Annotated in this window: 27 protein-coding genes; 17 read left to right on the forward strand and 10 right to left on the reverse strand. The window is 66.7% G+C overall.

The features are described from left to right. The first annotated feature begins 34 nt into the window (after window positions 1–34). Window positions 35–520 carry a tRNA adenosine(34) deaminase TadA gene (gene tadA, locus OVA11_RS04135; protein ID WP_010918120.1) on the forward strand — a complete coding sequence of 162 codons (486 nt, stop codon included), beginning with the start codon at window positions 35–37 and terminating at the stop codon, window positions 518–520. Here tadA and OVA11_RS04140 read toward each other — a convergent pair. Continuing rightward, window positions 517–933: a hypothetical protein gene (locus OVA11_RS04140; RefSeq protein ID WP_268066299.1), complete on the reverse strand. Its 417-nt coding sequence runs from the start codon at window positions 931–933 to the stop codon at window positions 517–519. The genes tadA and OVA11_RS04140 overlap by 4 nt on opposite strands. A gap of 128 nt (window positions 934–1,061) precedes the next feature. On the opposite strand from OVA11_RS04140, the gene pseB reads away from it, so the two are divergent. Beyond that, window positions 1,062–2,099 carry a UDP-N-acetylglucosamine 4,6-dehydratase (inverting) gene (gene pseB / locus OVA11_RS04145; protein ID WP_268066300.1) on the forward strand — a complete coding sequence of 346 codons (1,038 nt, stop codon included), beginning with the start codon at window positions 1,062–1,064 and terminating at the stop codon, window positions 2,097–2,099. Further along, window positions 2,096–3,256 carry a UDP-4-amino-4,6-dideoxy-N-acetyl-beta-L-altrosamine transaminase gene (gene pseC, locus OVA11_RS04150; RefSeq protein ID WP_268066301.1) on the forward strand — a complete coding sequence of 387 codons (1,161 nt, stop codon included), beginning with the start codon at window positions 2,096–2,098 and terminating at the stop codon, window positions 3,254–3,256. The genes pseB and pseC overlap by 4 nt, the downstream gene beginning before the upstream one ends. Here the strand turns inward: pseC and OVA11_RS04155 are convergent. Together OVA11_RS04155 and OVA11_RS04160 are read right to left on the reverse strand one after the other, a co-directional pair. After that, window positions 3,253–3,528 (reverse strand): hypothetical protein, encoded by a 276-nt coding sequence (locus tag OVA11_RS04155; protein ID WP_268066302.1) that lies wholly within the window; start codon window positions 3,526–3,528, stop codon window positions 3,253–3,255. The genes pseC and OVA11_RS04155 overlap by 4 nt on opposite strands. Window positions 3,529–3,590: 62 nt before the next feature. Next, window positions 3,591–5,288: a hypothetical protein gene (locus tag OVA11_RS04160; protein WP_268066303.1), complete on the reverse strand. Its 1,698-nt coding sequence runs from the start codon at window positions 5,286–5,288 to the stop codon at window positions 3,591–3,593. A gap of 216 nt (window positions 5,289–5,504) precedes the next feature. On the opposite strand from OVA11_RS04160, the gene OVA11_RS04165 reads away from it, so the two are divergent. From OVA11_RS04165 to OVA11_RS04185, 5 genes are all read left to right on the forward strand, one after another. After that, on the forward strand, window positions 5,505–6,212 hold the full coding sequence (locus tag OVA11_RS04165; RefSeq protein WP_268066304.1) for a response regulator transcription factor: 708 nt from the start codon (window positions 5,505–5,507) through the stop codon (window positions 6,210–6,212). Next, on the forward strand, window positions 6,187–7,791 hold the full coding sequence (locus tag OVA11_RS04170) for an ATP-binding protein (RefSeq protein WP_268066305.1): 1,605 nt from the start codon (window positions 6,187–6,189) through the stop codon (window positions 7,789–7,791). Before OVA11_RS04165 ends, OVA11_RS04170 begins: the two co-directional genes overlap by 26 nt. Further along, entirely contained in the window at window positions 7,788–8,222 is a 435-nt protein-coding gene (locus tag OVA11_RS04175; protein ID WP_268066306.1) for an HPr kinase/phosphorylase, read from the forward strand. Before OVA11_RS04170 ends, OVA11_RS04175 begins: the two co-directional genes overlap by 4 nt. A gap of 75 nt (window positions 8,223–8,297) precedes the next feature. Then, on the forward strand, window positions 8,298–8,705 hold the full coding sequence (locus OVA11_RS04180; protein WP_268066307.1) for a PTS sugar transporter subunit IIA: 408 nt from the start codon (window positions 8,298–8,300) through the stop codon (window positions 8,703–8,705). Next, complete coding sequence (locus tag OVA11_RS04185; RefSeq protein ID WP_268066308.1) at window positions 8,702–8,980, forward strand: HPr family phosphocarrier protein; 279 nt, start codon at window positions 8,702–8,704, stop codon at window positions 8,978–8,980. Before OVA11_RS04180 ends, OVA11_RS04185 begins: the two co-directional genes overlap by 4 nt. Before the next feature lie 239 nt (window positions 8,981–9,219). Here the strand turns inward: OVA11_RS04185 and OVA11_RS04190 are convergent, their stop codons facing one another. Next, a complete protein-coding gene (locus OVA11_RS04190) occupies window positions 9,220–9,324 on the reverse strand; it encodes a hypothetical protein (protein WP_010918131.1) in 105 nt (34 codons plus the stop codon). Between the two features lie 67 nt (window positions 9,325–9,391). After that, a complete protein-coding gene (locus tag OVA11_RS04195; protein ID WP_268066309.1) occupies window positions 9,392–9,790 on the reverse strand; it encodes a hypothetical protein in 399 nt (132 codons plus the stop codon). A gap of 142 nt (window positions 9,791–9,932) precedes the next feature. Here OVA11_RS04195 and OVA11_RS04200 point away from each other — a divergent pair, with 142 nt between their 5' ends. The 3 genes from OVA11_RS04200 to OVA11_RS04210 are packed head-to-tail and all read left to right on the forward strand — an operon-like array spanning window position 9,933 to window position 11,716. Next, entirely contained in the window at window positions 9,933–10,574 is a 642-nt protein-coding gene (locus OVA11_RS04200) for an HAD-IA family hydrolase (RefSeq protein WP_268066310.1), read from the forward strand. A gap of 28 nt (window positions 10,575–10,602) precedes the next feature. After that, window positions 10,603–10,887 (forward strand): 4a-hydroxytetrahydrobiopterin dehydratase, encoded by a 285-nt coding sequence (locus OVA11_RS04205; protein WP_268066311.1) that lies wholly within the window; start codon window positions 10,603–10,605, stop codon window positions 10,885–10,887. 43 nt (window positions 10,888–10,930) lie between these two features. Beyond that, window positions 10,931–11,716, forward strand: a complete 786-nt coding sequence (locus OVA11_RS04210) for an SDR family oxidoreductase (RefSeq protein ID WP_268066312.1) — start codon at window positions 10,931–10,933, stop codon at window positions 11,714–11,716. Between the two features lie 139 nt (window positions 11,717–11,855). On the opposite strand, the gene spdR is transcribed toward OVA11_RS04210, so the two are convergent. Further along, entirely contained in the window at window positions 11,856–12,413 is a 558-nt protein-coding gene (gene spdR / locus OVA11_RS04215) for a stationary phase response regulator transcription factor SpdR (protein WP_010918136.1), read from the reverse strand. Between the two features lie 77 nt (window positions 12,414–12,490). Continuing rightward, window positions 12,491–13,891, reverse strand: coding sequence for an ActS/PrrB/RegB family redox-sensitive histidine kinase (locus tag OVA11_RS04220; protein WP_268066313.1), 1,401 nt, complete (start codon window positions 13,889–13,891; stop codon window positions 12,491–12,493). A 56-nt stretch (window positions 13,892–13,947) separates the two neighbouring features. Here OVA11_RS04220 and OVA11_RS04225 point away from each other — a divergent pair, with 56 nt between their 5' ends. The 4 genes from OVA11_RS04225 to OVA11_RS04240 all read left to right on the forward strand — a co-directional run bounded on the left by OVA11_RS04225 (window position 13,948) and on the right by OVA11_RS04240 (window position 17,044). Continuing rightward, entirely contained in the window at window positions 13,948–14,538 is a 591-nt protein-coding gene (locus OVA11_RS04225; RefSeq protein ID WP_268066314.1) for an SCO family protein, read from the forward strand. A gap of 80 nt (window positions 14,539–14,618) precedes the next feature. Next, on the forward strand, window positions 14,619–15,881 hold the full coding sequence (locus tag OVA11_RS04230; protein ID WP_268066315.1) for a polyhydroxyalkanoate depolymerase: 1,263 nt from the start codon (window positions 14,619–14,621) through the stop codon (window positions 15,879–15,881). 31 nt (window positions 15,882–15,912) lie between these two features. Beyond that, the gene (locus OVA11_RS04235; RefSeq protein ID WP_268066316.1) at window positions 15,913–16,272 is read left to right on the forward strand and encodes a hypothetical protein; all 360 of its coding nucleotides are present in this window, start codon (window positions 15,913–15,915) and stop codon (window positions 16,270–16,272) included. 52 nt (window positions 16,273–16,324) lie between these two features. Next, window positions 16,325–17,044, forward strand: a complete 720-nt coding sequence (locus OVA11_RS04240; RefSeq protein WP_268066317.1) for a M48 family metallopeptidase — start codon at window positions 16,325–16,327, stop codon at window positions 17,042–17,044. Window positions 17,045–17,166: 122 nt separating this feature from the next. Here the strand turns inward: OVA11_RS04240 and OVA11_RS04245 are convergent, their stop codons facing one another. Continuing rightward, on the reverse strand, window positions 17,167–19,128 hold the full coding sequence (locus OVA11_RS04245; protein WP_268066318.1) for a penicillin-binding protein 1A: 1,962 nt from the start codon (window positions 19,126–19,128) through the stop codon (window positions 17,167–17,169). 253 nt (window positions 19,129–19,381) lie between these two features. Here OVA11_RS04245 and OVA11_RS04250 point away from each other — a divergent pair, with 253 nt between their 5' ends. Continuing rightward, a complete protein-coding gene (locus tag OVA11_RS04250; protein ID WP_268066319.1) occupies window positions 19,382–20,410 on the forward strand; it encodes an aspartate-semialdehyde dehydrogenase in 1,029 nt (342 codons plus the stop codon). 139 nt (window positions 20,411–20,549) lie between these two features. Further along, window positions 20,550–21,452, forward strand: coding sequence for an EamA family transporter RarD (gene rarD, locus OVA11_RS04255; RefSeq protein WP_268066320.1), 903 nt, complete (start codon window positions 20,550–20,552; stop codon window positions 21,450–21,452). On the opposite strand, the gene OVA11_RS04260 is transcribed toward rarD, so the two are convergent. After that, on the reverse strand, window positions 21,449–22,573 hold the full coding sequence (locus OVA11_RS04260; protein WP_268066321.1) for a serine hydrolase domain-containing protein: 1,125 nt from the start codon (window positions 22,571–22,573) through the stop codon (window positions 21,449–21,451). The genes rarD and OVA11_RS04260 overlap by 4 nt on opposite strands. A 17-nt stretch (window positions 22,574–22,590) precedes the next feature. After that, complete coding sequence (locus OVA11_RS04265) at window positions 22,591–23,442, reverse strand: pyridoxal kinase (protein ID WP_010918145.1); 852 nt, start codon at window positions 23,440–23,442, stop codon at window positions 22,591–22,593. Between the last annotated feature and the right edge of the window lie 49 nt (window positions 23,443–23,491).

The following is a 23,491-nucleotide window of genomic DNA, read 5'->3' on the forward strand; positions in this document are numbered from 1 at the left end:
CTGGGCGCATCTCTCGATGGGCTTTCGGTTTCTAATGCGCACTGATGAGAGCGAGGATCAAGACCACCGCATGATGCGCCTGGCGCTCGACGCCGCGCGCGCCGCAGCCGAGGCCGGCGAAACGCCGGTCGGGGCGGTGATCCTGGATCCCAGCACCGGCGAGGTGATCGCGACCGCCGGCAACGGCCCGATCGCGGCCCATGACCCCACCGCCCATGCTGAGATCGCCGCCATGCGCGCTGCGGCCGCCAAGCTTGGCAACTATCGCCTGACGGACCTGACCTTGGTGGTGACCCTGGAGCCTTGCGCCATGTGCGCCGGGGCGATCAGCCATGCGCGGATCGGGCGGGTGGTGTTCGGGGCCGACGACCCGAAGGGCGGCGCCGTGGTGCATGGTCCGAAATTCTTCGCCCAGCCGACCTGCCATTGGCGGCCTGAGGTGACGGGCGGCGTGCTGGCCGACGAGAGCGCGGATCTGTTGCGCGGCTTCTTTCGCGCGCGCCGCAAGGCCAAGATCTAGTTGACCATCGCCGAGGTCAGGAGAACCTTCGAGCCCGGCTTGCCCAGCACCTGGTCGGCGGTCTTCTGCAACTCGCGGGCCATATGGTCGATGTCCGGCGGCGCGCCGCCGCGCAGGCCGGCGGCGTAGACCATCAAGGTCTGGGCGAAGGCTGCGCGCAAGCGAGGCGTCGAGGCCTGGGCGCGCTCCATCAGCTTGGCGTCCTTGATCTCCAGGCCCGTCTCGACCGTCATCACGCCACGACGACCATCGCGTCGCAGGATGACGGCGTTGATCGGCGCCAGCGCGAAATAGGTGACCTGCTCTTTCTTGTCGTCCTTGCCCTTGCCGGCGAGGGCCGGCGTGGGCGCGAGCAGGGGAGCCGTGGAAAGCACGGCCAGCAGGGCAAGGGACAGAAGGCGATCTCGGCGCATATCGCTTTGTAGCGCGACGTGGTTGACGTCCTCTTTACGTGTGGTGGCGCATCAAGGGGCGTTAACCACGAATCGTGGCCGCGCCTCCGAACCGGGTTGAGCGTCGGCAGCGTCGCAGGAGGCTGAAATTGGGTCGTTTTTCTCCCAAATCCCTCGATCTGGACGGCAAGGTGATCCTGATCACCGGCGGCACCGGCTCCTTTGGCCGGCGCTTTATCGAGACCATCCTGCGCCGCTATGACCCCCGGAAGGTCATCGTCTACTCCCGCGACGAATTGAAGCAGAGCGACATGCAGATCGAGCTGCGCGAGCAGTTCGACGAGGCGACCGTCGCCAAGATGCGCTTCTTCCTCGGCGACGTGCGCGATCGCGAGCGCCTGACCCTGGCCCTGCGCGGGGTCGATATCGTCATCCACGCCGCGGCCCTGAAACAGGTGCCGGCGGCTGAGTATAATCCCTCGGAGTGCATCCACACCAACGTGCTGGGCGCCGAGAACGTGGTCTGGGCCAGCCTGAGCAACGGCGTGAAGCAGGTGGTGGCCCTGTCCACCGACAAGGCCTGCAATCCGACCAACCTCTATGGCGCGACGAAGCTGGCCTCGGACAAGACCTTCGTGGCGGCCAACAATCTGTCGGGCGACATCGGCACGCGGTTCTGCGTCGTGCGTTATGGCAATGTCGTCGGCTCGCGCGGCAGTGTGGTGCCCCTCTATCGCCGTCTGTTGAGCCAGGGCGCGACGGAGCTGCCGGTCACCGACCCGCGCATGACCCGCTTCTGGATCACACTGAACGAGGGCGTCGATTTTGTGCTCTCGTCGCTGACCATGATGCGTGGCGGCGAGATCTTCGTGCCCAAGATCCCCTCGATGGCCATGCCGGATCTCGTCAAGGCGATGTCGCCGACGGCCGCCATGAAGGTGATCGGTATCCGTCCCGGCGAGAAGCTGCACGAGATCATGATCAGCGCCGACGACGCCCGATCGACCGTGGAGTTCGACGACCGCTACGCCATCGAGCCCAACTTCGCCGAGTTCGGTCGTGAGCCCTACGCCGCCTCCGACGGCGCCAAGCCGGTCGCCGAGGATTTCTCATACAGCAGCGACAACAACCACGATTGGCTCAGCCCAGAGGGTCTGCTGGCCATGCTGGAGGAGAAGGCCACGTGACGGGCGGCTTTCTCCCCTACGGCCGGCAGACGATCGAGGACGATGACATCGCCGCCGTGGCGGAGGCCCTGCGCGGCGATTTCCTGACCACCGGTCCGACGGTCGAGGCCTTCGAGACCGCCTTCGCCGCCAAGGTCGGCGCCGATCACGCGATCGCCGTTTCCAACGGTACGGCGACCTTGCATCTGGCGATGATGGCGTTGGGCATAGGAGAGGGGGATGTCTGCGTCGCCCCGTCCGTCACCTTTCTGGCCACCGCCAACTGCGCCCGGTATGTGGGCGCCGAGGTCGTCTTCGCCGACGTCGATCCCGACAGCGGGCTGATGACGCCCGACACCCTGGCTCGGGCCCTGGCCGGCGCGCGCGACAAGCGCGTCAAGGCGGTGCTGCCGGTGCACCTGCGTGGCGACGTCTGCGATCTTCCCGCGCTCAAGGCCATGGCCAGCGCCTCGGGCGCGGTGCTCGTTGAGGACGCCCCGCACGCCCTGGGCTCGATCGCCACCTTCGACGGTGTCGCCCACCCGGTCGGCGACGGCGCCTATTCCAGCTTCGCCAGCTTCTCGTTTCACCCGGTCAAGACGCTCGCCACGGGTGAGGGCGGCATGCTGACCACCAACGATCCGGCCCTGGCCGCCAAGGCGCGCTTGCTGCGCTCACATGGCATGGTGCGCCAGCCGGGCGGCGACCCGTGGTGGTATGAGATGCCGGAGCTGGGCTTCAACTACCGCATCCCCGACGTGCTCTGCGCGCTGGGCCTGTCGCAGCTGGCGAAACTGGACCGGTTCGTGGCGCGACGTCGCGACCTGACGGCGCTCTACGCGCGCCTGCTGGCGGAGCGCGCTCCGCGCGCGCGACTGGCGACCAGCCCCGACCATTCGGACGCTGCGCTGCACCTTTTGACCGTGCTGATCGATTTCGAGGCCGAGGGAATCTCGCGGCGCACCGTCGTCGAGAGCCTCAAGGCCCAGGGCGTCGGGACCCAGGTCCACTACATTCCGGTCCATCGCCAGCCCTACTACGCCCAACGCTATGGCGTCGCGGACCTGCCCGGCGCGGACGCCTGGTACGCGCGCTGCCTGACGCTGCCGCTCTATCCGGCGATGACTAACGGCGACGTCGAGCGCGTGGTCAACGCCCTGGCCACAGTCCTCGGTTAACCCCGTGACTTTGCGGGGCGGCCCTTGAAGTAGGCCAACGGAAACACCGTGCCGAAGCAGGCGGTCATGGCGCCGAGAACCAGGACGAACGGCGGGACGCCAGGCGCGAGTTTGGCGATGGCCATCATCCCCGTGATCGGTCCGACGATCAGGAGAGCCGTAGCCAACCAGCCTTGCCAGCGGATAGGCCAAGCCGAAAAGCGGCCTGCGGTCAGGACGTATTCGAACCAGACTTCTCTAGCGCGTTCATCCTGACGGGGGCGTTGCGTCATGCGGACCGATCTCCTCAGCCTTCAGCCTTGGGGAGATATTCGCGTAACGTGCAAGTTCTGCGTCAAGCCGCGTGGCTCAGCAGACTCTTGATCAGATCCATGGTCTGAGGCGAATTCGTCAGCTGTTCGCGGGAGCTGGGATCCTTGGCCAGCTTCAGGGCCTCGAACCGCGCCTTGTCGGCCACCGGACCGGTGGGACCGGCCTCGCCCATGGCCAGCTTGGCCAGAAGTTGCAGGCGATGGGGCAGGGGCGCCGGCGCGCGCACGAGCATGGTCAAAAGGCGCGTATCGCCCTCGATCAGACCGCCGATCTCGCCCAGCTTGGCGCAAAGCGGTTCATAATCCTCGCGAACAAGACCGGATCGAGACAGCGAGCGCTGCAGAGCGGCGAGGTGGCTGAGCTTGGCGACCGGCGAGTCCGGGCCTTGCCGCATTTCCTTTTCGAACCGCATCGCGCTGATGTTGGCGTTCAGCCAGCGTGAGGCGTTGCGCTTGTTGACCGCGCCCATGACGTTCTCGGCTAGGCGGATCAACATCTTGATCTCTTCATGCGCAGAGCGGTCGCGGCCGAGCAGAGCCTCGATGAAGTCGCCGTTCAGCAGGGTCTTGGAGCGGGTCGTGAAGGCGACTTGGATGTCTTCGCCTTGCAAGATGCGCCCGGCGGCGGCGGTCAGGCCCATGGCCAGCGCGCGCAGATATTCGATCTCGGCCTCGGCGTCTTGCGGCTTGAGGCGGCGCACGCCGTTGAGCTCGGTCAGCACGCGCTGGGCGATGGCCTTGCGCACGCTGGGAAAGTGGTCCTCGGCGAGCCATTCGCTGAGGCGGCGCGCCGTGCCCGAAAGGTCAGGCATGCAGGCGCGGACGCCCGGCTCGATCTTGATCAGAGCCTCCACCGCCGCGCCGCCTGTCAGGCGGGTCATGGCGGCCAGGGTGGCGCCCAGGTCGTCCTTGGTGTCGAGAAGGTCGGCCATACCGGCGCGCGAGCCGATGATCTCGGCGAGCGGCGCCTCGATGGCCTGCAAGGCCGCGACGCGCGCCCGGGCCTCGGCGGGCGCAGCGTCGGCCAGGTCGAGCAGGCGGGCGATCTTGTCGGACCAGTTGGTGGCGGGCGCGATCGACGCGGCGACGCCGGCGCCCAGCAGGAAGGCGCGATCGGGATCGGCCACCAGGCGCTCGGCGGCCCTGGCGAAGCCTTCCTTGTCGAGGTCGGGAAGCGCGCCCTTCTTGAACGCCTTCATCAGGTTGGCGATGGTGCGCTCGACCAGCCCGTGGAAGTGGCGCATGACCTCGTGCACGGACTGTCCGCGCGCTTCGGCCTCGGGAATGGCGATCTTTTGCAGCGCATGCTGCAGGTCCGTGCCCGACGCTTCCAGCTTTTCGACCAGGTCGGGTCGGTGCAGCAGTTCGAACGGCGTGGCCTTGTGGCGGCTCAGCCAGCCTTCCAGCAGGCGACCGATCCGGTCGCGGGCGTGGGCGGTGTAGAGATCGGCCGGCTGGACGCAGAGCGGATCGCGGTCCTCGACCTCCTTCTTGGGCTTACCGCCGTCGACGAGACCCTTGGTGAAGATCGAGATCGACTTGTACTCGCCGGTGGACGGGTCGAGCGTCTCCTTGGTCACCCGCGAGGCGACCGCGCGGTTCTGGGTGAGGACGTCTTCAGCCACCTGCAAGGCGTGCGCGCGGTTTTCAGTGGCGATTTCCAGCGTCCACTGCGCGCCGACCTTGCGTCGGACAAAAAGCTCGTAGTGGACTTGGCTCATGCCCTACCCGCTCCAGGAGCGGTAACTATGGCGTACGAGACCTTAAGGCGAGGTTGAGGATAATTTCTGGTGACCCGTGCGCCGCAATCGCGCCTTGCTCGAGCCGCAAAGCGTCGCCAGAAGCAGGGAAAGCTTTACCGCGCCGTGCGTTGAAGCTGTGACGCCCGACCGATAGGATCGGGCGAACACGGAAGGTGAAGGACACGTATCGACCCGATGGCCGCGATCACGCTCATTGACGACGACGAGAACATCGTCGCTTCGGTCTCGCTGGCCCTGGAGAGCCACGGCCATACCGTGAAGGCCTATTACGACGGCGCCTCCGGGCTGGAAGCGGTGGAGGCCAGTCCGCCGGACCTGGTGATCCTGGACGTGAAGATGCCGCGCATGGACGGCATGGAAGTGCTGCGCCGCCTGCGCCAGACGTCCGAAATTCCCGTGATCATGCTGACGTCCAAGGATGACGAGATCGACGAGATCCTCGGCTTCAACCTGGGCGCTGACGACTATATGCATAAGCCGTTCAGCCAGCGGCTGCTCCTGGAGCGCGTAAAGGCCGTGCTGCGTCGTGCTCGCCCCGAGGAGGACGAGGCGCCTTCCGCCGCCGGCGCGGCGGGGTCCAAGACGATGAAGCGCGGCAAGCTCACCCTCGATCCCGCCCGCCATGACAGCTTGTGGGACGGAAAGCCCGTCCGCCTGACCGTAACCGAGTTCCTCTTGCTGCAGGCCCTGGCCCAGCGCCCTGGTTTCGTGAAGAGCCGCGACAACCTGATGGACGCGGCCTACGACGATCAGGTCTATGTCGACGACCGCACGATCGACAGCCACATCAAGCGCATGCGCAAGAAGTTCCGTCAGGTCGACCCGGAATTCGACTCCATCGAGACCCTGTACGGCGTTGGCTACCGTTACCGCGAAGCCTGAGGCGCCCGCGCCTGAGCCCCTGCGGCGCTTTGCCTGGCCGCGCGGCTCGCGGCTGGGGCGCCTGATCGTTGTCCTTAACGTCGTGGCCCTGGCGATCGTCATCGTCGGGGCCTTGATCCTCAATGAGCTGCGCAACGGCCTCGTGAACGCGCGGATCGACAGCCTCACGACCCAGGGCGAGCTGATCGCCAATGTGATCGACCAGTCGGCCACTGTGGGGGAGCCGGAGCCGGCGCTCGATCCCTATACGGCCAGCCAGATCTTCCAGCTGCTGTTCATCCCCCGCTCGCAGCGCGCGCGGCTGTTCGACGCTGAGGGCAAGGCGCTGGCCGATTCGTTCGTGGTGGCCGACCGCGTCGACTGGAAGGTGCTGCCCCCCGCCCGCAAGCCCGAGCAGAAGGCGGCCGACTCAAAAGCCACGCCCGAGAGCGTCGCCAAGGCCAAGCGCGCCCAGGAGGCTTTGACCAACGAGATCGCTCAGGCCATGCGCGGGCGGACGGTCGCGGGAACCCGGATCGCCGAGAACGGCGAGCGGGTCGTCTCGGTGTCGATCCCGATCCAGCATGTGAAGGCGGTGCTCGGCGTCCTGACACTGGAGGCCAGCGACGTCGATGAGATCATCGCCGCCCAACGCAAGGCCCTGTTGCCGTTCATCGCGGTGGCCATGCTGGCGATCCTGACCTCCAGTGTGCTGCTGCATAGGCTGATCGCTGTGCCGGTTCTGCGCCTGGCCCGTGCGGCGGACCATGTGCGCCTGCAAGGCGCTCGCGCCATTTCGCTTCCCGACCTCTCGGAGCGGAAAGACGAGCTGGGCGACCTGTCACGCTCGCTGGAGGACATGACCCATTCGCTGTCCGAGCGGATGGACGCCATCGAGCGCTTCGCCGCAGACGTCGCGCACGAGATCAAGAATCCGCTGACCTCGATCCGCTCGGCGATCGAGACCCTGGACCTCGTCACCGAGCCGGCCGCCCGCGCGCGGCTGCTGGCCATTCTGCAGAACGACGTCAATCGCCTGGACCGGCTCGTCACCGACATCTCCAACGCCTCGCGCCTCGACGCGGAGCTGTCGCGTGAGCATCCCAAGGCGCTCGATCTGGGGCGTCTTTTGACGGAGGTGGTGAGCCTCTACGAGAACCAGTGGCGTCCCGGCGACGCGCCGGGCAGCGTGCGCGTGTCACTCAGTCTCGCGGACCCCTCACAACCGGCGATCATCCTGGGCCGAGAGACGCCGATCGGACAGGTGTTCCGCAACCTGATCGACAATGCGCGCTCATTCAGCCCGGCCGACGGCGAGGTGCGCGTGACCTTGTCGCGGACCCGGGGCGGGCTGATCGCGGCTGTCGAGGACGACGGGCCGGGCATGCCGCCCGAAAACCTCGAGACCATCTTCGAGCGATTTTACACCTCGCGCCCCAAGGGGCGGGCGTTCGGCGGCAATTCGGGCCTGGGCCTGTCGATCGCTCGTCAGATCGTCGAGACGCATGGCGGTACGATCCATGCGGAGAACCGCAAGGACGCGACCGGGGCGGTGGTCGGCGCGCGCTTCATCGTCGAGTTGCCGGACGTGCGCGAATGATCCGCCACGGCGGCCTGATCGCTCTGCGCCACCAAGGGTTTTGGCGCGGCGCGCTGATCGAAGGCCCGTCGGGAGCCGGCAAAAGCGACCTGGCCCTGCGCGCTCTGGATCAGGGTTTCCGTCTTGTCGCCGATGATCGCGTCGTGACTTTCGCTGCGGGCGGTCGCCTCTACGGACGCGCGCCCGAGACCTTGGCGGGGCTCATCGAGGTGCGCGGGCTCGGCGTGGTCACCGCCGCCGCCGTCTCCTTCGCGGAGATCGCGCTGATCATCCGCTGCGTCGACGCTCCAGGCCGGGTCGAAAGACTGCCTGGGCCCCGTGTCGAGCAGATTGCGGGCGTGGATGTTCCCGTTTTCGACCTGTGGCCGCCAGAACCCGCCGCGCCGGCGAAAATCAGACGCATGATGCAGTCTCTTGGAGTCCAATCCTAACGGGCGTATCAAGACCGCCCGCGCGACACTCTCCCGGTCGTGGCGGGAATGGGGATCCCGTTTGAGATACAAGGCATGATCGGGCTCGTGATTGTGACGCACGGGCGTCTGGCGGAAGAATTCGTCTCCGCTATGGAGCATGTCGTGGGGCCGCAGGCCGCCGTAAAGGCGATCTGTATCGGTCCGGAAGACGACATGGAGCGTCGCCGCGCGGACATCCTGAAGGCGTGCGCAGCGGTCGACGAGAGCGGCGACGGCGTCATCCTGCTGACCGACATGTTCGGCGGGACGCCCAGCAACCTGGCCATCTCGGTGATGGAGCAGACCAAGGCCGAGGTGATCGCGGGCCTCAACCTGCCCATGCTCATCAAGCTGGCCAGCGTGCGCCAGCGCGAGACGTTGCAGGCCTGTGTCGCTCACGCCCAGGAGGCTGGACGCAAGTACATCTCCGTGGCCTCCTACGTGCTCGCCGGAGAAAAGTGACGCGCATGGCTTCAAGAACGGTCGAGATCGTCAACGAGCGGGGATTGCACGCCCGGGCCTCGGCCAAGTTCGTGAAGATGGCGTCAGGCTTCGACGCCGAGGTGACCGTCAGTCGCGAAGGCGCGTCCGTCGATGCGCGATCGATCATGGGTTTGATGATGCTCGCGGCCGGCATTGGCTCGACCATCGACATCAGCGCCGAGGGCCCCGAGGCCGAAGCCGCGATCGAAGCTCTGTGCGAGCTGGTCGGCAACCGGTTCGACGAGGAGCGGTAACACCCTCCGCCTCCGGAGCCCGTGGACCTTGGGCGGCCCCGTCCAAAACAATCAAAAAGGGCTCTGAATGTCTGACTTCAGAGTCCGGGTTCTCGCTTGGATGCTCGCGTCTCGGTGAGACGGGTTCTGGGCTCGACAGGATCGAGGCTCCGGCTGTTCCCACCCAACCCGCAGGGCCAGCGATCCTGTTCCCATTTGAAACGAGGCTTTACGCCTCGCGCCCGTGTTCGCAGGCCAGCCTAGTATACAAGGCCGATGCTGCTGACAGCGGCGGCCGCCACGACGAAGACGGCGATCGCCACCAGTTCGTAGGCCTTGAAGAGCGGTTTATTCGGTGTACGCATTTACAGTTCCCCCGTCCCAATTTGGTGCACGTGAACGCGTTTGGCGCAAGGGTGGCGCCATGCCCTTTCAGGGTCTTTTTCCGGGCCAGATCAGGTAGCCGATCCGATCCCGCCCCGCGGCGACGTAGTTGGGCCCATAGGCCCCCGGCGAAGGGCCGTAGCGGTCTTCCGCATACGACTCGCGCGCGCCGTAGCGGTCGTCCTGCGTTTCCACCGCCAAGGGCGCGTTGCCATAGCCCCACCGGTCGTGGTCGGACCATCCGCGATCAGCGCCGCACTCGACGCGTTCCCAACGATAGGCGCCGCCCGGTCCCGTCACCCGCCGGGTCTCGCAACCCCCACCTGCGCCGTCAGCCGACAGACGAGGATCGACGTGCCTGCCTCGCTCAGAACCCGCATGGGCGGGCGCCGCAGCCAGGCTGACGGCGGCGAGAACCAGGATGGAAAGGTGGCGAACAACGGTCATGAGCGACTCCTGAATTGTTAACAAAACCTTTCCAGGGCGCCCGTCATCGCCCTTCACCCGATGGGCGAGCTTGCGCATTCCACGACTTCCCCTGACGCGCATCGCCCGCTAGCCTGCGCTCAAACAAGCGTTTGAGGCGGCGATGGCGGTTGAAGCGGTGATCTGGGATTTCGGTGGGGTGTTCACGACCTCGCCGTTCGAGGCGTTCCGGCGCTACGAGATCGAGCGCGGCTTGCCCAGGGACTTCATCCGCACGGTCAACGCCACCGATCCTGACGCCAACGCCTGGGCCCGGTTCGAGCGCGCGGAGATTGATGCGGCGGCCTTCGACGGCCTGTTCCGACAAGAGGCGCTGCGCCTCGGCCACGATGTGCGCGGGGCTGACGTCTTGCCCTTGCTGTATGGCGATCTGCGGCCTTCGGTCATGGCCGCGCTCAAGGCCTGCAAGGCGCGGTTCAAGGTCGGCTGCATCACCAACAATGTGCCGACGGGGCATGGTCCGGGCATGGCGCAGAGCGCTGAAAAGGCCCTGGCGGTCGGCGAGATCATGGCGCTGTTCGACGCTGTGATCGAAAGCTCCAAGGCGGGCGTTCGCAAACCCGACCCGCGCATCTACCAGATGATGTGCGAGTTGCTCGGGGTTGCGCCGGAGGCCTGCATCTATCTCGATGACCTCGGGATCAACTGCAAGCCCGCGGCGGCTCTCGGGATGACGGCGATCAAGGTGTCGGACGAGCGGCAACTGCTCGACGACCTTGCGAAGGCGACCGGATTGGCGTTCTGAGGGGGCAAAGCCCTTTCGGAGAGTTCATATGTCCCGTCCTAGGATCGGCGCCGCCGCCGCGATCACCCAGCTTGAGGGTTGGGCTATCGCTCCGAACCACAAGGACGCCATCGTCAAGACGTTCCGATTTGACGACTTCAACCAGGCCTTCGGGTTCATGACGCGTGTCGCGCTGATGGCCGACAAGCTCGATCATCACCCTGAGTGGTTCAACGTCTACAACCGCGTCGAGGTGCTGCTGACCACGCATGACGCCGACGGCGTGACCGATCTGGACATCACGCTCGCGAAGTTCATGGACAGCGCCGCCTGAAGAATTCAAACTGCTGTTTGAATTATAATCGGGAGGACGCCGCATGGCGCAGAGCACGGGCCGGGTCGCCGGCAAGAAGGCCTTCATCACCGGCGGCGCCCAGGGCCTCGGCGCAGCCGCGGGTCGCATGCTGGCCAAGGAGGGCGCCAAGGTCGCCCTGGCCGATATCAATCTGGCGGGCGCCCAAGCGGTGGCCGACGAAATCAACGCCGCTCACGGCGCCGGCACGGCCTTCGCGTTCGAGCTGGACGTGACCCAGGAAGATCAGTGGATCGACGTGCTGGCCAAGGCCGCTGAGGCGATGGGCGGTCTCTCGGTGCTGGTCAACAACGCCGGCATCGGCGGCGATGGTCCCATCGAGAGCCTCGACTTCGGGCTCTGGAAGAAGGTGATGTCGGTCAATGTCGACTCGGTGTTCCTAGGCGCCAAGCATGCTCTGACCCACATGCGAGCCCATCAGCCCGGCTCGATCATCAATCTGAGCTCGATCGCCGGCCTGATCGCCAACGGCAATTCGCCGGCCTATAACGCCTCCAAGGCGGCGGTCTGGCTGCTGAGCAAGAACATCGCGCTGTACTGCGCCAAGATGAAGCTCGACATCCGCTCGAACTCGATCCACCCGACCTTTATCGACACCCCGATCCTCGACGGCTTCTCGGCCCGGTTCGGCAAGGAAGAGGCCTTCGCCAAGCTGGCCCGTCAGGTGCCGCTGGGCCGCATCGGCGAGCCGACCGACATCGCCAATGCGGTGCTCTATCTGGCCAGCGACGAGAGCAGGTTCATGACCGGCGCCGAGATCAAGGTCGACGGCGGCATCTCGGCGATGTGATGGGGTTAAAAGTTCCTCCCCCGCGATGCGGGGGAGGTGGCCCAGAGGGCCGGGGGGGGGGGCTGCACGTTGGCGTAGAAGGCCCCTCAGTCCCTCCGTGACAGCGCCCCCGCATCGCGAGGGAGCGACTGAAATGCTTTTACCGCGGCGCCCGTTTCGCCAGGATCCGCTGCAGGGTCCGGCGGTGCATGTTCAGGCGACGCGCCGTTTCCGAGACGTTGTGACCACACATCTCGTAGACCCGCTGGATGTGCTCCCAGCGCACGCGGTCGGCGCTCATCGGATTTTCGGGCGGGGCGGGCGCGGCGTCCTTGGCCGCCAGCAGAGCTCGGGCCACGTCGTCGGCGTCGGCGGGCTTGGACAGATAGTCGACCACGCCGGCCTTTACCGCCGCCACGGCGGTGGCGATGTTGCCGTAGCCCGTCAGCATGATGACCTTGGCGTCGGCACGGGCGTCCCGCACCGCTTCGACCACCTTCAGACCCGAGCCGTCCTCCAGCCGCATGTCCAGAACAGCATGCGCTGGGGCCTGCGTCCGGAGAATGGTCAGGGCTTCGGCGACCGAGGCGGCCAGGGTCACCTCGAAGCCGCGCTGCTCCAGGGCTCGCCCCAGTCGGGTCCGCAGCGGCGCGTCGTCGTCCAGCAGCAGAAGCGACTTATCCGGCAGCGCCGCAACCAGTTCTCCGATATCCGCCATAAAAGTCAGCGCCTCCCCGCGCTAATACTTGAGCAGGCCTAATAACAAACCATACTTTCGCGTTTCCGCATCACAACTCAAGCCCCTGTATGTCCGGGCGCCTCAAGCGCGGGTCTGGGCCAGCGCGCCGACACCACCGCGCCGCCCCGGCGACCATTGCGGAAGTCCACGGTTGCGCCGGTTCGTTCCAACAAGGTCTTGGCGATGAAGAAGCCCAGGCCCATGCCGATATGACCGGTACGCGAGCCCTCCGCGCCCGGACGAGTCGTGACATAGGGCTCACCCAGTTTCGCCAGCACTTCCGGCGAGAAGCCGGGCCCGTCGTCACGGGCCTCGATCACGATATGGCGGGCGTCAAAGCGCGCGATGACGATCACCTCGCTACGCGCGAAGTCCACCGCGTTCTCGACGATCGAGGTCATGGCGTGAATGATCTCGGGCCTGCGCCAGATATCCGGCGCGGTTTCGCCGGAGGGGCCGTTGACGACGGCCTCGACGCGGATGCCGTGCACGAGATGCGGCTCGATCACGTCCTGCACCAGCTGAACCAGGCTCATGCGCTCGTGCACGGCGTCGGTCGCCTCGGGCATTTCGGTCAGGCGTTGCAGGATCTCGCGACAGCGCGCCGCCTGGCCGATCATCAGCTCGGCGTCCTCGCGCACCTCGTCGTTCGGCGCGTTCCTGGCCATCTCGCGGGCGACCACCGAGATCGTGGCGAGCGGCGTTCCTAGTTCATGCGCAGCGGCCGCGGCGAGGGCACCGAGCGCCGAGAGTCGCTGTTCCCGCGCCAAAACCGTCTCGGTCACGTTCAGCGCCAGCTCCATGCGCGCCGACTCGCTGGCCGCTTGCCATGCATACAGACCCGTAAAGACGATCCCGAAGATCCGGGCAAGCACGATGGACCACAGCAGATTGGAGTTGGAGAGGTCTGGTAGCGGCCTTCCATCGACGGTCGGCAGCGGCAGGTGGAAGAGCGCCAGCAGGATCGACGACAGAATGGCCATGGCCCCCAACGTCAGGGCATAGCGCGCCGGCAGGGTGGCCGCTGCGAGGGTGACCGGCGCGATCAGCAGCAGCGAGAATGGATTCTGCGCGCCGCCCGTCAGATAGAACAGGCCCGAGAGCTGCAGGATGTCGAAGGCGATCTGGGCGGTGGCCTCGCCGTCCCGCGCCAGTCTCTGGCCGCTCGAGGCCAGGCCCAGCAGAACGTTCAGCCAGGCCGACAGCGCGATCAGGGTGAAGCACAGCGCCCAGGGCACCTGCAGCTTGAGGACCAGGCCGGCGAAGGTCAGGACGGCCGTTTGGCCCACGACCCACGCCCAGCGCTGAGCCAGCAGGGTGCGCACCCGCAAACGACCGCGGCGAAGCCCTGGGGCCGTCCAGGACCAGGCGTCGTCTTGCGCCGGCTCGTCGGCCAGCTTATCGAGCCCCTTGTGACGTTGATCGTCGGGCGCTCTCGCAAACGAAACGTCAGCCATGGCCGCAGGATTGTCCAGAATTGCGCGCGTGGCGAGAGTAAAAGGATGAACCGCGCATGCCCCGCCATCGTCTTGTACTCATTCTAGCGTGCGTCGTAGGCCTCGCGGTCGCTGTCGGCCTCGCCTGGAACGTCGGCGTCTTCCGTTCGGAACCCGCCGTGACCGTGGGCGGTCCGTTCGAACTGGTCGACCAGAACGGCGCGCAGACCAGCGAAAAGGCCCTGAAAGGCAAGTGGAGCGCGGTTTTCTTCGGCTTCACCTATTGTCCCGACGTCTGTCCTGGGACGCTGCAGGGTCTGGCGGCCGCGACCGACCAGCTGGGTCCCAAGGCCAAGGACTTCCAGATCGTCTTCATCTCGATCGACCCTGCCCGCGACACCGTGAAGCAGATGAAGGCCTATCTCTCGGCCCCCTATGTGCCGAAGGCCACCATCGGTCTCACCGGGACCCAGGCGCAGGTGGACGCGGCCGCCAAGGCCTATCGGGTCTACTACGCCAAGGTCGGAGACGGCGTGGACTACACCATGGACCACTCGACGGCGATCTACCTGATGGACCCCAAGGGCCGGTTCAAGACGGTGATCCCCTACAACCTGCCGCCAGACGAGATCGCTCGTCGCATCAAGGATGCGGTTCGCGAGGGCTGATCCGGCGTAAAAATTCGCGATCGGCTGGACTTTGTTAGGCTTCGGCGTGTTATGTTGCGTTGCAACATAGCGGATAAGCCATGCTCTACGCCCTCCACGAGGCGGCCTATTACGCCTCCACTCCGATGCGTCAGATGGCGCTGGCGGCCCGGGATTTCTGGGGATCGCCGTTGAATCCGGCCGCCGACACCGAGCTCGGCCGGCGCATGCACGCCGGCGCGGACCTGTTCGCCAACGTCACGCGGCGCTACGGCAAGCCGAAGTGGAACATCGACACGGTCAAGGTCGGCCAGGTCGATGTCCGCGTTCGCCCGACGGTGGTCTGGGAAAGTCCCTGGGCGCGCCTCGTCCAGTTCGATCGCGACATGGCCGACATGCGCCGGGCGGGAAAGTTTTCGCTGGACCCGGCGGTGCTGATCGTCGCGCCGCTGTCGGGACACTACGCCACCCTGCTGCGCGGCACGGTCGAGGCCTTCCTGCCCGACCACGCCGTTTTCATCGTCGACTGGGTCAACGCCCGCGAGGTCTCGGTCCTGGAGGGGCGTTTCGACTTCCACGACTATATCGACCACGTCATCCAGATGCTGGAGGTGCTGGGGCCGCGCCCCAACGTCGTGGCCGTGTGCCAGCCCGGGCCGCCGGTCCTGGCCGCCGCCGCCCTGATGGCCGAGCAGAACCATCCCTCGCGCCCGGCCAGCATGACCTTCATGGGCTCGCCGATCGACGCGCGCCTGTCGCCGACCGTCACCAACCAGCTGGCCGAGGAAAAGCCGTTCACCTGGTTCCAGTCGAACATGATCTACACGGTGCCGCCGCCCTATGCGGGCGCAGGGCGTCGCGTCTATCCGGGCTTTGTCCAGCTGGCCAGCTTCATGAGCATGAACGCCGAGCGCCACCAGGAAGCCCATCGTCGCTATTTCAACCACCTGGTCAGCGGCGACGGCGACAGCGCCGACAAGCACCTGGAGTTCTATGACGAGTACCTGTCGGTGCTGGACCTGACCGAGGAGTTCTATCTCCAGACCATCGACATCGTCTTCCAGCAGTACCTGCTGCCCAAGGGCGAGCTGGTCCATCGGGGAACGCGCGTAAAGCCCGAGGCCATCACCGACATCGGCCTGATGACGGTCGAGGGCGAGAACGACGACATCTCCGGTATCGGCCAGACCCAGGCCGCCCACGGCCTGTGCGCGAACATCCCCGAGGACATGAAGCTGGACTATGTCCAGCCCAGCGTCGGCCACTACGGCGTGTTCAACGGCCGGCGGTTCCGCGAGGAGATCTATCCGCGCGTGCGCGCCTTCATCCGCAAGTGCGATCCGAACTTCGCGGAAGAAGCTTGAGGTTCGCTACGGGATGCGGCCAAGTTCGATCATGTCCGACCAAACAGTCTCGCTGATCGACCGTCTGGCGAACCTCAGCTTCCGCACGAAGCTCTTCGCTGTGGCGGTGGTCTACATGTTTGCCATGTTTGGCGCTTCGGAAGCGGGCGGCGGTGAGGCGGCGATCCGGTTCTGGTTCGCCTCGGCCTTGCCGCTGGTCTGGCTGGCGACCCTCGCCCTTCATTGGCTTTCGCTGCGGCCCAGGCCCCCTCTGGGCGCGGCCGTTCGCGGCCTCGTCGAGCAGGCTCGCGCGCGGCCCCTGATCGCCGCGTTCTACGGCGTCGCGGCGGTGGCGATTGAAGTGTTCGTCGTGGCGGAGGCGCTGGGGCGGCCGCTGTTTCCCGCCGTCTAGGGTCTTGCGTGGGCGCTGCTGGGGGCCGATCTAGCGGGCAATGGCCTTCTTCATGTCGAAAACCGCATCGACCCGCTTTGCCGACGGCGATCAGCTGGAGATCGGCGGCTGCCCTGTGCGGCTGCGCGTCGACGGCCGGGCGCGCCGGATCTCGTTGCGGGTCGATCGGGCCAAGTCCGAGGTCGTCGCGCTGTCGCCGAACCCGCGCCGCCTTAACGAGGCTGTCGCCTTCGCCCAGGAAAAGGCCGGCTGGATCGCCAAGCAGCTGGCGGCCCTGCCCCAACGCCAAAGCCTGGCGCCCGGCGGCCTGCTGCGCCTGAACGACAGGGCCTATCGTCTAGAGGTCGGTCCTGGCCGCGCCCGGATCGACGGCGACCGCATCGTCGCCCCCGATGACGCCAACTGGGGGCTGAAGGTCATTCGACTGGCCAAGCGTGAGGCCCTGACCGTTCTGACCGAGCGAACGGCGATCCATGCCGCCGCTCTGGGACGTCCCCTGCCGTCGGTGGCCATCGCCGACCCGAAGGCGCGTTGGGGGTCATGCCGCCCGGCGACGTCCCGGGCGCCGGCCGCCATTCGCTATAGCTGGCGTCTGATCCTGGCCCCGGCGGCGGTGGCCGACTACGTGGCCGCCCATGAATGCGCACACCTGATCGAGGCCAATCACGGGCCGCGCTTCTGGGCGCTGTGCGAACAGCTGATCGGTGATCCGACCCCGCATCGTGCGTGGCTCAGAGCTCACGCCGCCGAACTGCACGCAATCGGAGCTTAGGCGGGTCTAGGCGCGAAAACCTCGCCTTTCGACAGGCTCAGGATGAGGTTTCCGACAGTCTCGGCCTCGCCCTGGTCCTCATCCTCAGCCTGTCGAGGGGCGAGGACCACGCGGGGGACTTTCTAGTACGGCAATTGGTCCGCGGGCGGAGGCTCGCCGGCGGGCGCCTCAGCCGCGGGGCCCTCCGGCGCAGGCGGCGCGTCCATCAGGTCACCGATGGGATCGATCGGCGCGACGGGGGGCGGTTCAATAACGCCCCCGGGTATGGGGGTCGCCTTCAGCCGCGGCAGCGCCGCCGCCATGAAGACACGCCAGACCTCGGCCGGTGCGCCGCCGCCGGTGACGCGCTTCATCGGCGTGGCGTCGTCCTTGCCCGTCCAGACCGCCGTCACGAAGCCGCCGGTGTAGCCGACGAACCAGGCGTCCTTGTAGTCGCTGGTCGTGCCGGTCTTGCCGGCGATGTCGTAGCTGGCGACACGGGCGCGCGTGCCCGTTCCGCTGGCGACGACCTCGCGCATCATCTGGTTCATGTACTGCAGGCTGGGCGAGCCGATCACGGCGGCGCGGGCCTGTTTGTCGACGCTGTGGTCATACAGGACCTTGCCGCTGGCGGTGCGGATGCGTTCGATGCCGTAGCCCTTGGCCAGGAAACCGCCGTTGGCGAAGGGGGCGTAGGCCTGCGCCATCTCCATCGGCGAGACCTCGACGGCGCCCAGGGCCATCGACGGGTCCAGCTGGATCTTGCTGGTGATCCCCAGGCGGCGCGCGGTGGCGGCGACGTTGCTGGTGCCGACCTCATTGGCGAGGCGCGCGGCGACGGTGTTGATCGATTGCGCTAGGGACGTCTGCAGGGTGATGGGGCCCAGGTACTTGTTGGTGTAGTTCTTCGGCTCCCAGTTGCCGATCTTCACGGGTTCGTCGACGACCATCACATTGGGCGTGCGGCCGGCTTCCATGGCGGTCAGAAAGACGAACGGCTTGAAGGCCGATCCGGCTTGACGGCGGGCGGTGGTGGCGCGGTCGAACTGGCTGTCGTTGTAGTCGGCGCCGCCGACATAGGCGCGGATGCGGCCCTCGCCGTCGATCGCGACCAGAGCGGCTTGCTGGACTCCCTGCTTGATATGGCCCTCGACGCCCAGCTTCACGGCGCGTTCAGCGGCGACCTGAATCGGCAGGTCCATCGTGGTTTCGACCACGAGGTCCTCGGTGGGTTCGCCCACCAGCGAGCGGACCTGGGCGTCAATATAGTCGGTGAAGTACTGGGCCCGCTGATTGGCCAGGGTGGCCGACACCTGAACGGGGGTTCGGAAGGCCTCGTCGCGTTCCTCGGCGGTGATCGCCTTGATGCGCACCATCTCATCCAGAACGATGGTGGCGCGGCGGGCGGCGCGTTCCTTGGCCGATACGGGCGAATAGCGGGCCGGACCCTTCATCATGCCGGCCAACAGGGCGGCCTCGCCGATGGTCAGCTGGTTGGCGGGCTTGTTGAAGTAGCGTTGCGAGGCGGCCTCGATGCCATAGGCGCCGGCCCCGAAATAGACCCGGTTCATATAGAGGGCGAGGATCTGCTTCTTGGAAAACTTCAGTTCCAGCCAGATGGCCAGGATCAGCTCCTGAGCCTTGCGGCGATAGTTCTGGGCGGGGCTCAGGAACAGGTTACGCGCCAACTGCTGGGTGATGGTCGAGCCGCCGCGCTGCGGACCGTCGTGAGTCAGGTTCCAGGCCGCCGAGCGGATGATGCCCCAGGGGTTGAAGCCGAAGTGGTGATAGAACTGGCGGTCTTCGATGGCGATGAACGCCGCCGGGACATATTTCGGGAGAGCGTCCAGATCGACCGGCGGCGCATATTGGCTGCCGCGCACGGCCAGCAGGGCGCCGGAGCGGTCCAGATAGTTGATCGAGGGCTGACGCTTGACGTCATAGAGCTTGGACGTGTCGGGCAGGTCGCTGGCGAACACCGCGAAGAAGGCGACGACGAAGATCAGCCCCCAGACGCCGACCACCGAACCCCAGTAGATCAGGGCCTGAAGCGGCGTGCGCTGCGGCTTCGCCGGCGGATTTCCGCCGAAGGGTCCGTTCGCCATGATCGTATTGTTCCTACCGCACAGACGTCTGGATCACGCCCCTTGAGGGCGCGACCGGTTTAGCCGAAGCCCACAAAACGCGCGACAAGATTGACGAGACATGAACGCGGCTGTTTTCGGGCGCGATCCCTGGCGCGGACCGCGTTTCCCTGGCGCGCCTGAGAGAAACCCTCGGCTTGCGCCCGCTGGGCATGAGGCGTAACGGAACCACGCCCCGCGAGGTCCGCCGGGCGATAGTCTTCAGGAGAGCGCGATGGGTTACCGGGTCGCCGTGGTCGGCGCCACGGGCAATGTGGGCCGCGAGATGTTCAACATCCTCGAGGAAGTCAAATTCCCCGTGGACAAGATGCACGCCATCGCCAGCCGCAAATCCATCGGCGTCGAGGTCTCGTTCGGCAACGAGATCCTGAAGTGCGAGGACCTGGAGCAGTTCGACTTCTCCAAGGTCGATCTGGTGCTCATGAGCGCCGGCGGGTCGATCTCCAAGGCCTGGGGCGAGAAGATCGGCGCGGCCGGTCCGATCGTCATCGACAACTCCAGCCACTTCCGGATGGACCCCGATGTGCCGCTGGTGGTGCCGGAGGTGAACCCGCAGGCCGTCAACAGCATCCCCAAGAACATCATCGCCAATCCGAACTGCTCGACGGCCCAACTGGTGGTGGCGCTGAAGCCGCTGCACGACGAGGCCAAGATCAAGCGGGTGGTCGTCTCGACGTACCAGTCGGTCTCCGGCGCGGGCAAGGAAGGCATGGACGAGCTTTGGGACCAGACCAAGGGTGTCTATGTCCTGGGCGCGCCGCCGCCCAAGAAGTTCACCAAGCAGATCGCCTTCAACGTCATCCCCCACATCGACGTCTTCATGGAGGACGGCTTCACCAAGGAAGAGTGGAAGATGACCGTCGAGACCCAGAAGATCCTGGATCCGGCGATCAAGCTGACCGCCACCTGCGTGCGCGTGCCGGTCATGGTCGGCCACTCGGAGTCGGTGAACGTCGAGTTCGAGAGCCCGCTGGACGAGGATGAGGCCCGCGAGATCCTGCGTGAGGCCGACGGCATCGTCGTGGTCGATAAGCGCGAGGACGGCGGCTACATCACGCCCAAGGAATCCCAAGGCGAGTTTCCGGTCTACATCTCGCGCATCCGCAAGGACCCGACCGTCGAGAACGGCCTGGCGTTCTGGTGCGTGTCGGACAACCTGCGCAAGGGCGCGGCGCTGAACGCGGTGCAGATCGCCCAGCTGCTGCACGACAAGGGCCTCCTGAAGCGCAAGGTCCTGGCTTAAGGACGGTCCCCGCCGTCCTGCGCCCAGCGGAGGACGGCGGATTTCCTGGGCGCCGGTCCAGAATTTCCCAATCCTTCGCAAGATGCGGGGGGACGGCGGGCTTGCTACTTGCGAGAAGCCTTCCGAAAGGTCCGGTCACATGCCTCCCAGTTCCGCGGCCGAGAGTCGGTCAGCCTATTTCGCCGGCGTCGGTTGTTACCTGCTGTGGGGCTTCCTGCCCCTCTACTTCCACCTGTTGGCCAAGCTCGGCGTCTCCTCGTGGGAGATGATCGCCCACCGGTCGCTGTGGTCGGTGCTGTGGGCGCTGGGTCTTGTGTTGATCGCCAGACAGGTCGGGCAGGTCGCCCAGGTGCTGCGCCAGCCCAGGACGCTCGGGGTTCTCGCCCTGTCCACCCTGGCGATCTTCAGCAACTGGACGATCTATGTCTTCGCGGTGAACGCAGGGCACGTGATCGAGGCCAGTCTCGGCTATTACATCAATCCGCTGATGAACATGGCCGCCGGCGCCCTGCTGTTCCGCGAGCGGATGTCCACCGAGGGCAAGGTGGCGATCGGCTTGGCCGCTGTGGGCGTGGCCATCCAGACCGTGGCCCTGGGCCACCTGCCGATCGTCTCGCTGGGCCTGGCCTTGACCTTCTGCGTCTACGCCATCCTGCGCAAGCAGGTGAAGGCCGACGCCCAGACCGGCCTCTTCATCGAGTGCGCCTATCTGGCGCTGCCGGGCCTGGCCTATGTCTGGTTCCTGCAGGCGAGCGGCCAGGGCCACTTCGGCGCGGGCGCCGGGGTGACGACGCTGCTGGCGCTGGCCGGTCCGGCGACGGTGGTTCCGCTGGCCCTCTTCGCCTGGTCGGCGCGCCGCCTGCCGCTCAGCGCGGTCGGCTTCCTGCAGTTCATCGCGCCCACGATCCAGTTCCTGCTGGGCGTGGCGTTCGGCGAGCCCTTCACCCCGCTGCGGGCGCTGTCGTTCGTGTTCATCTGGCTGGGCGTGGCGACCTTCGCCTACGGGGCGTGGCGCAAATCCCGCGCCCTGGCGCCGGCTTAGAGGGAAGCGTACGCCGCCTCGATCAGGCGCACCGCGCGCGGATCGCCGATCAGGGCGTTACCCTGCTTGTTCATCACATAGGCGCCGGAGACGCCGCGCGACGGATCGGCGAAGGCGCACGAGCCGCCCCAGCCGGAGTGTCCGAACGCCTCGGCGGTGGGGCCATAGTAGAAGTTGGGCTCATTGCGCATGAAGCCCGCGCCCCAGCTGATTTCATAGGGCAGGACGAGGTCGCGGCCGCGTAGGCGCTCGGCGCTGGCGGCTTTGATCCCGGCCGGCGTGATCAGCGAGCGGCCCTCCAGCGTTCCGCCATTGGCCAGGGCGCCCATCAGGCGCGCCAGAGCCGGGGCGGTCGCATGGCCGTTGGCCGAGGGGATCTCGACGCGCCGCCACTCGGCCGCGCCCTTGCCGCCGGGCGAGGACCACGGCTTGAAGAAGGCGGCCTCGACGGCCGGGTTGATCTCGCCGAACTGCGGCATGGCGGTCGGGCGCATCAGGTCGGCGACGCGGCCGTGCTCGCTGTCCGGCAGGCCGATCCAGAGGTCGAGACCGAGCGGCTCGCAGATGTCCTGGCGCAGGGCCGTGCCCATGGTGCGGCCGTCGACCCGGCGGAAGATCTCGCCGGCCAGATAGCCGTAGGTCACCGGGTGATAGCCGCTGGCCGAGCCGATCGGAAACAGCGGCGCCATGGCCGCCAGCTTGGCGCAGGTGGCGTCCCAGTCAAACCAGATGGCCGGGTCGGTCTCGTCGGGGAAGCCCGAAAGGCCGGCCTGGTGCGACAGGGCCTGCTCGACGGTCACCGCCGCCTTGCCCGCTTGCGCGAACTCGGGCCAGACGTCGGCGACGGGCTGGTCGTAGGCCAGCCGGCCCTCGTCGACCAGGCGCGCGATCAGCAGGGCCGCCACCGCCTTGGTGGTCGAAAACAGGGCGGTCAGGGTGTTGGGGCCGAACGGAACCTCGCGCTTGCGGTCGGCGAAACCGCCCATCAGATCGACGACGACCTCGCCCTCGATCGCGAACGCAAAACGCGCGCCCAGTTCGCCCCCGTCGGCGAAGTTCTGTTCGAAGACCTCGCGCACCGCTGCGAAGCGGTCGGGGCAGAAGCCGGTGATGTCGGTCATGGTCGAGCCCGGATCTTTCAAGCCAGCCGTTCGATGCGGACGGTCGGCGAGGTCTGCTTGATGCGCGCGCCCATGCCCACGATCGGCAGTTCGGGCGCGTTCCAGATATTGGCGGCGGTCACCGTCTCGGCCACGCCGCCGACGGCGCGGGCCAGGCCGTACGAGAAGGTCTGCCCCTCCAGGATCGAGGCGGCGTAGAGCGCGGTCAGAAGGTCGCCGGTGCCGTTGGGCGAGCGGTCGGACTTGGCGTGGGCGGCCAGCCAGGCCTCTTTCTTGTCGGCCAGCACCGCGCCGATCTCGGCCCCGCGATGGACCGAGGAGACCAGGGTGGTCTTGCCCAGCAGGCGGGCGGCGCGCATGGCCGACTGCGGATCGCGGGCGTCGGTTCCGGTCAGCTTCTGCAGCTCCCAGGAGTTGCAGGCCACGACGTCAGCGCGGGGAATGAGGTCGGCGATGATCTCATCGGCCGTCTCCGCCGGGATGTAGAGGCCCTTGCCGGCGTCGCCCATGGTGGGGTCGACGATGACGGTCGGGCGGCGCATGGCCGCGCCGTTCGGACGGGGCGACTCGCGCACGGCGTCGATCACCCGCGCGGCGGCGCGCACCTGAGCGGCGGTGGCGAAATAGCCGGTGATGACCAGATCGACGAGGCCGAACAGGCCGTTGGCCTCGATGCCGTCCAGCATGCCCTCGAACACCTCGATCGGCACCGGGGCGCCGCCGGGAATACCCCAGCCGGGATGACGACCGAACAGCACGGTCGGGACAACCATCGAGTCGATCTTGAACTGCGCCAGGGCGGTGGCCTGGGCCGTCGCGCCGACCTGACTGCCGGCGACATGGCTGGAGATGATCAAGGCTAGCGGCATGGCAAAGCGATTAGCCGAGCAAGGCGGCCTTGAACAGGGCGTCTTCGCT

Origin of the sequence: Caulobacter sp. SL161 (genome assembly GCF_026672375.1) — a bacterium.
Classification (GTDB): domain Bacteria; phylum Pseudomonadota; class Alphaproteobacteria; order Caulobacterales; family Caulobacteraceae; genus Caulobacter.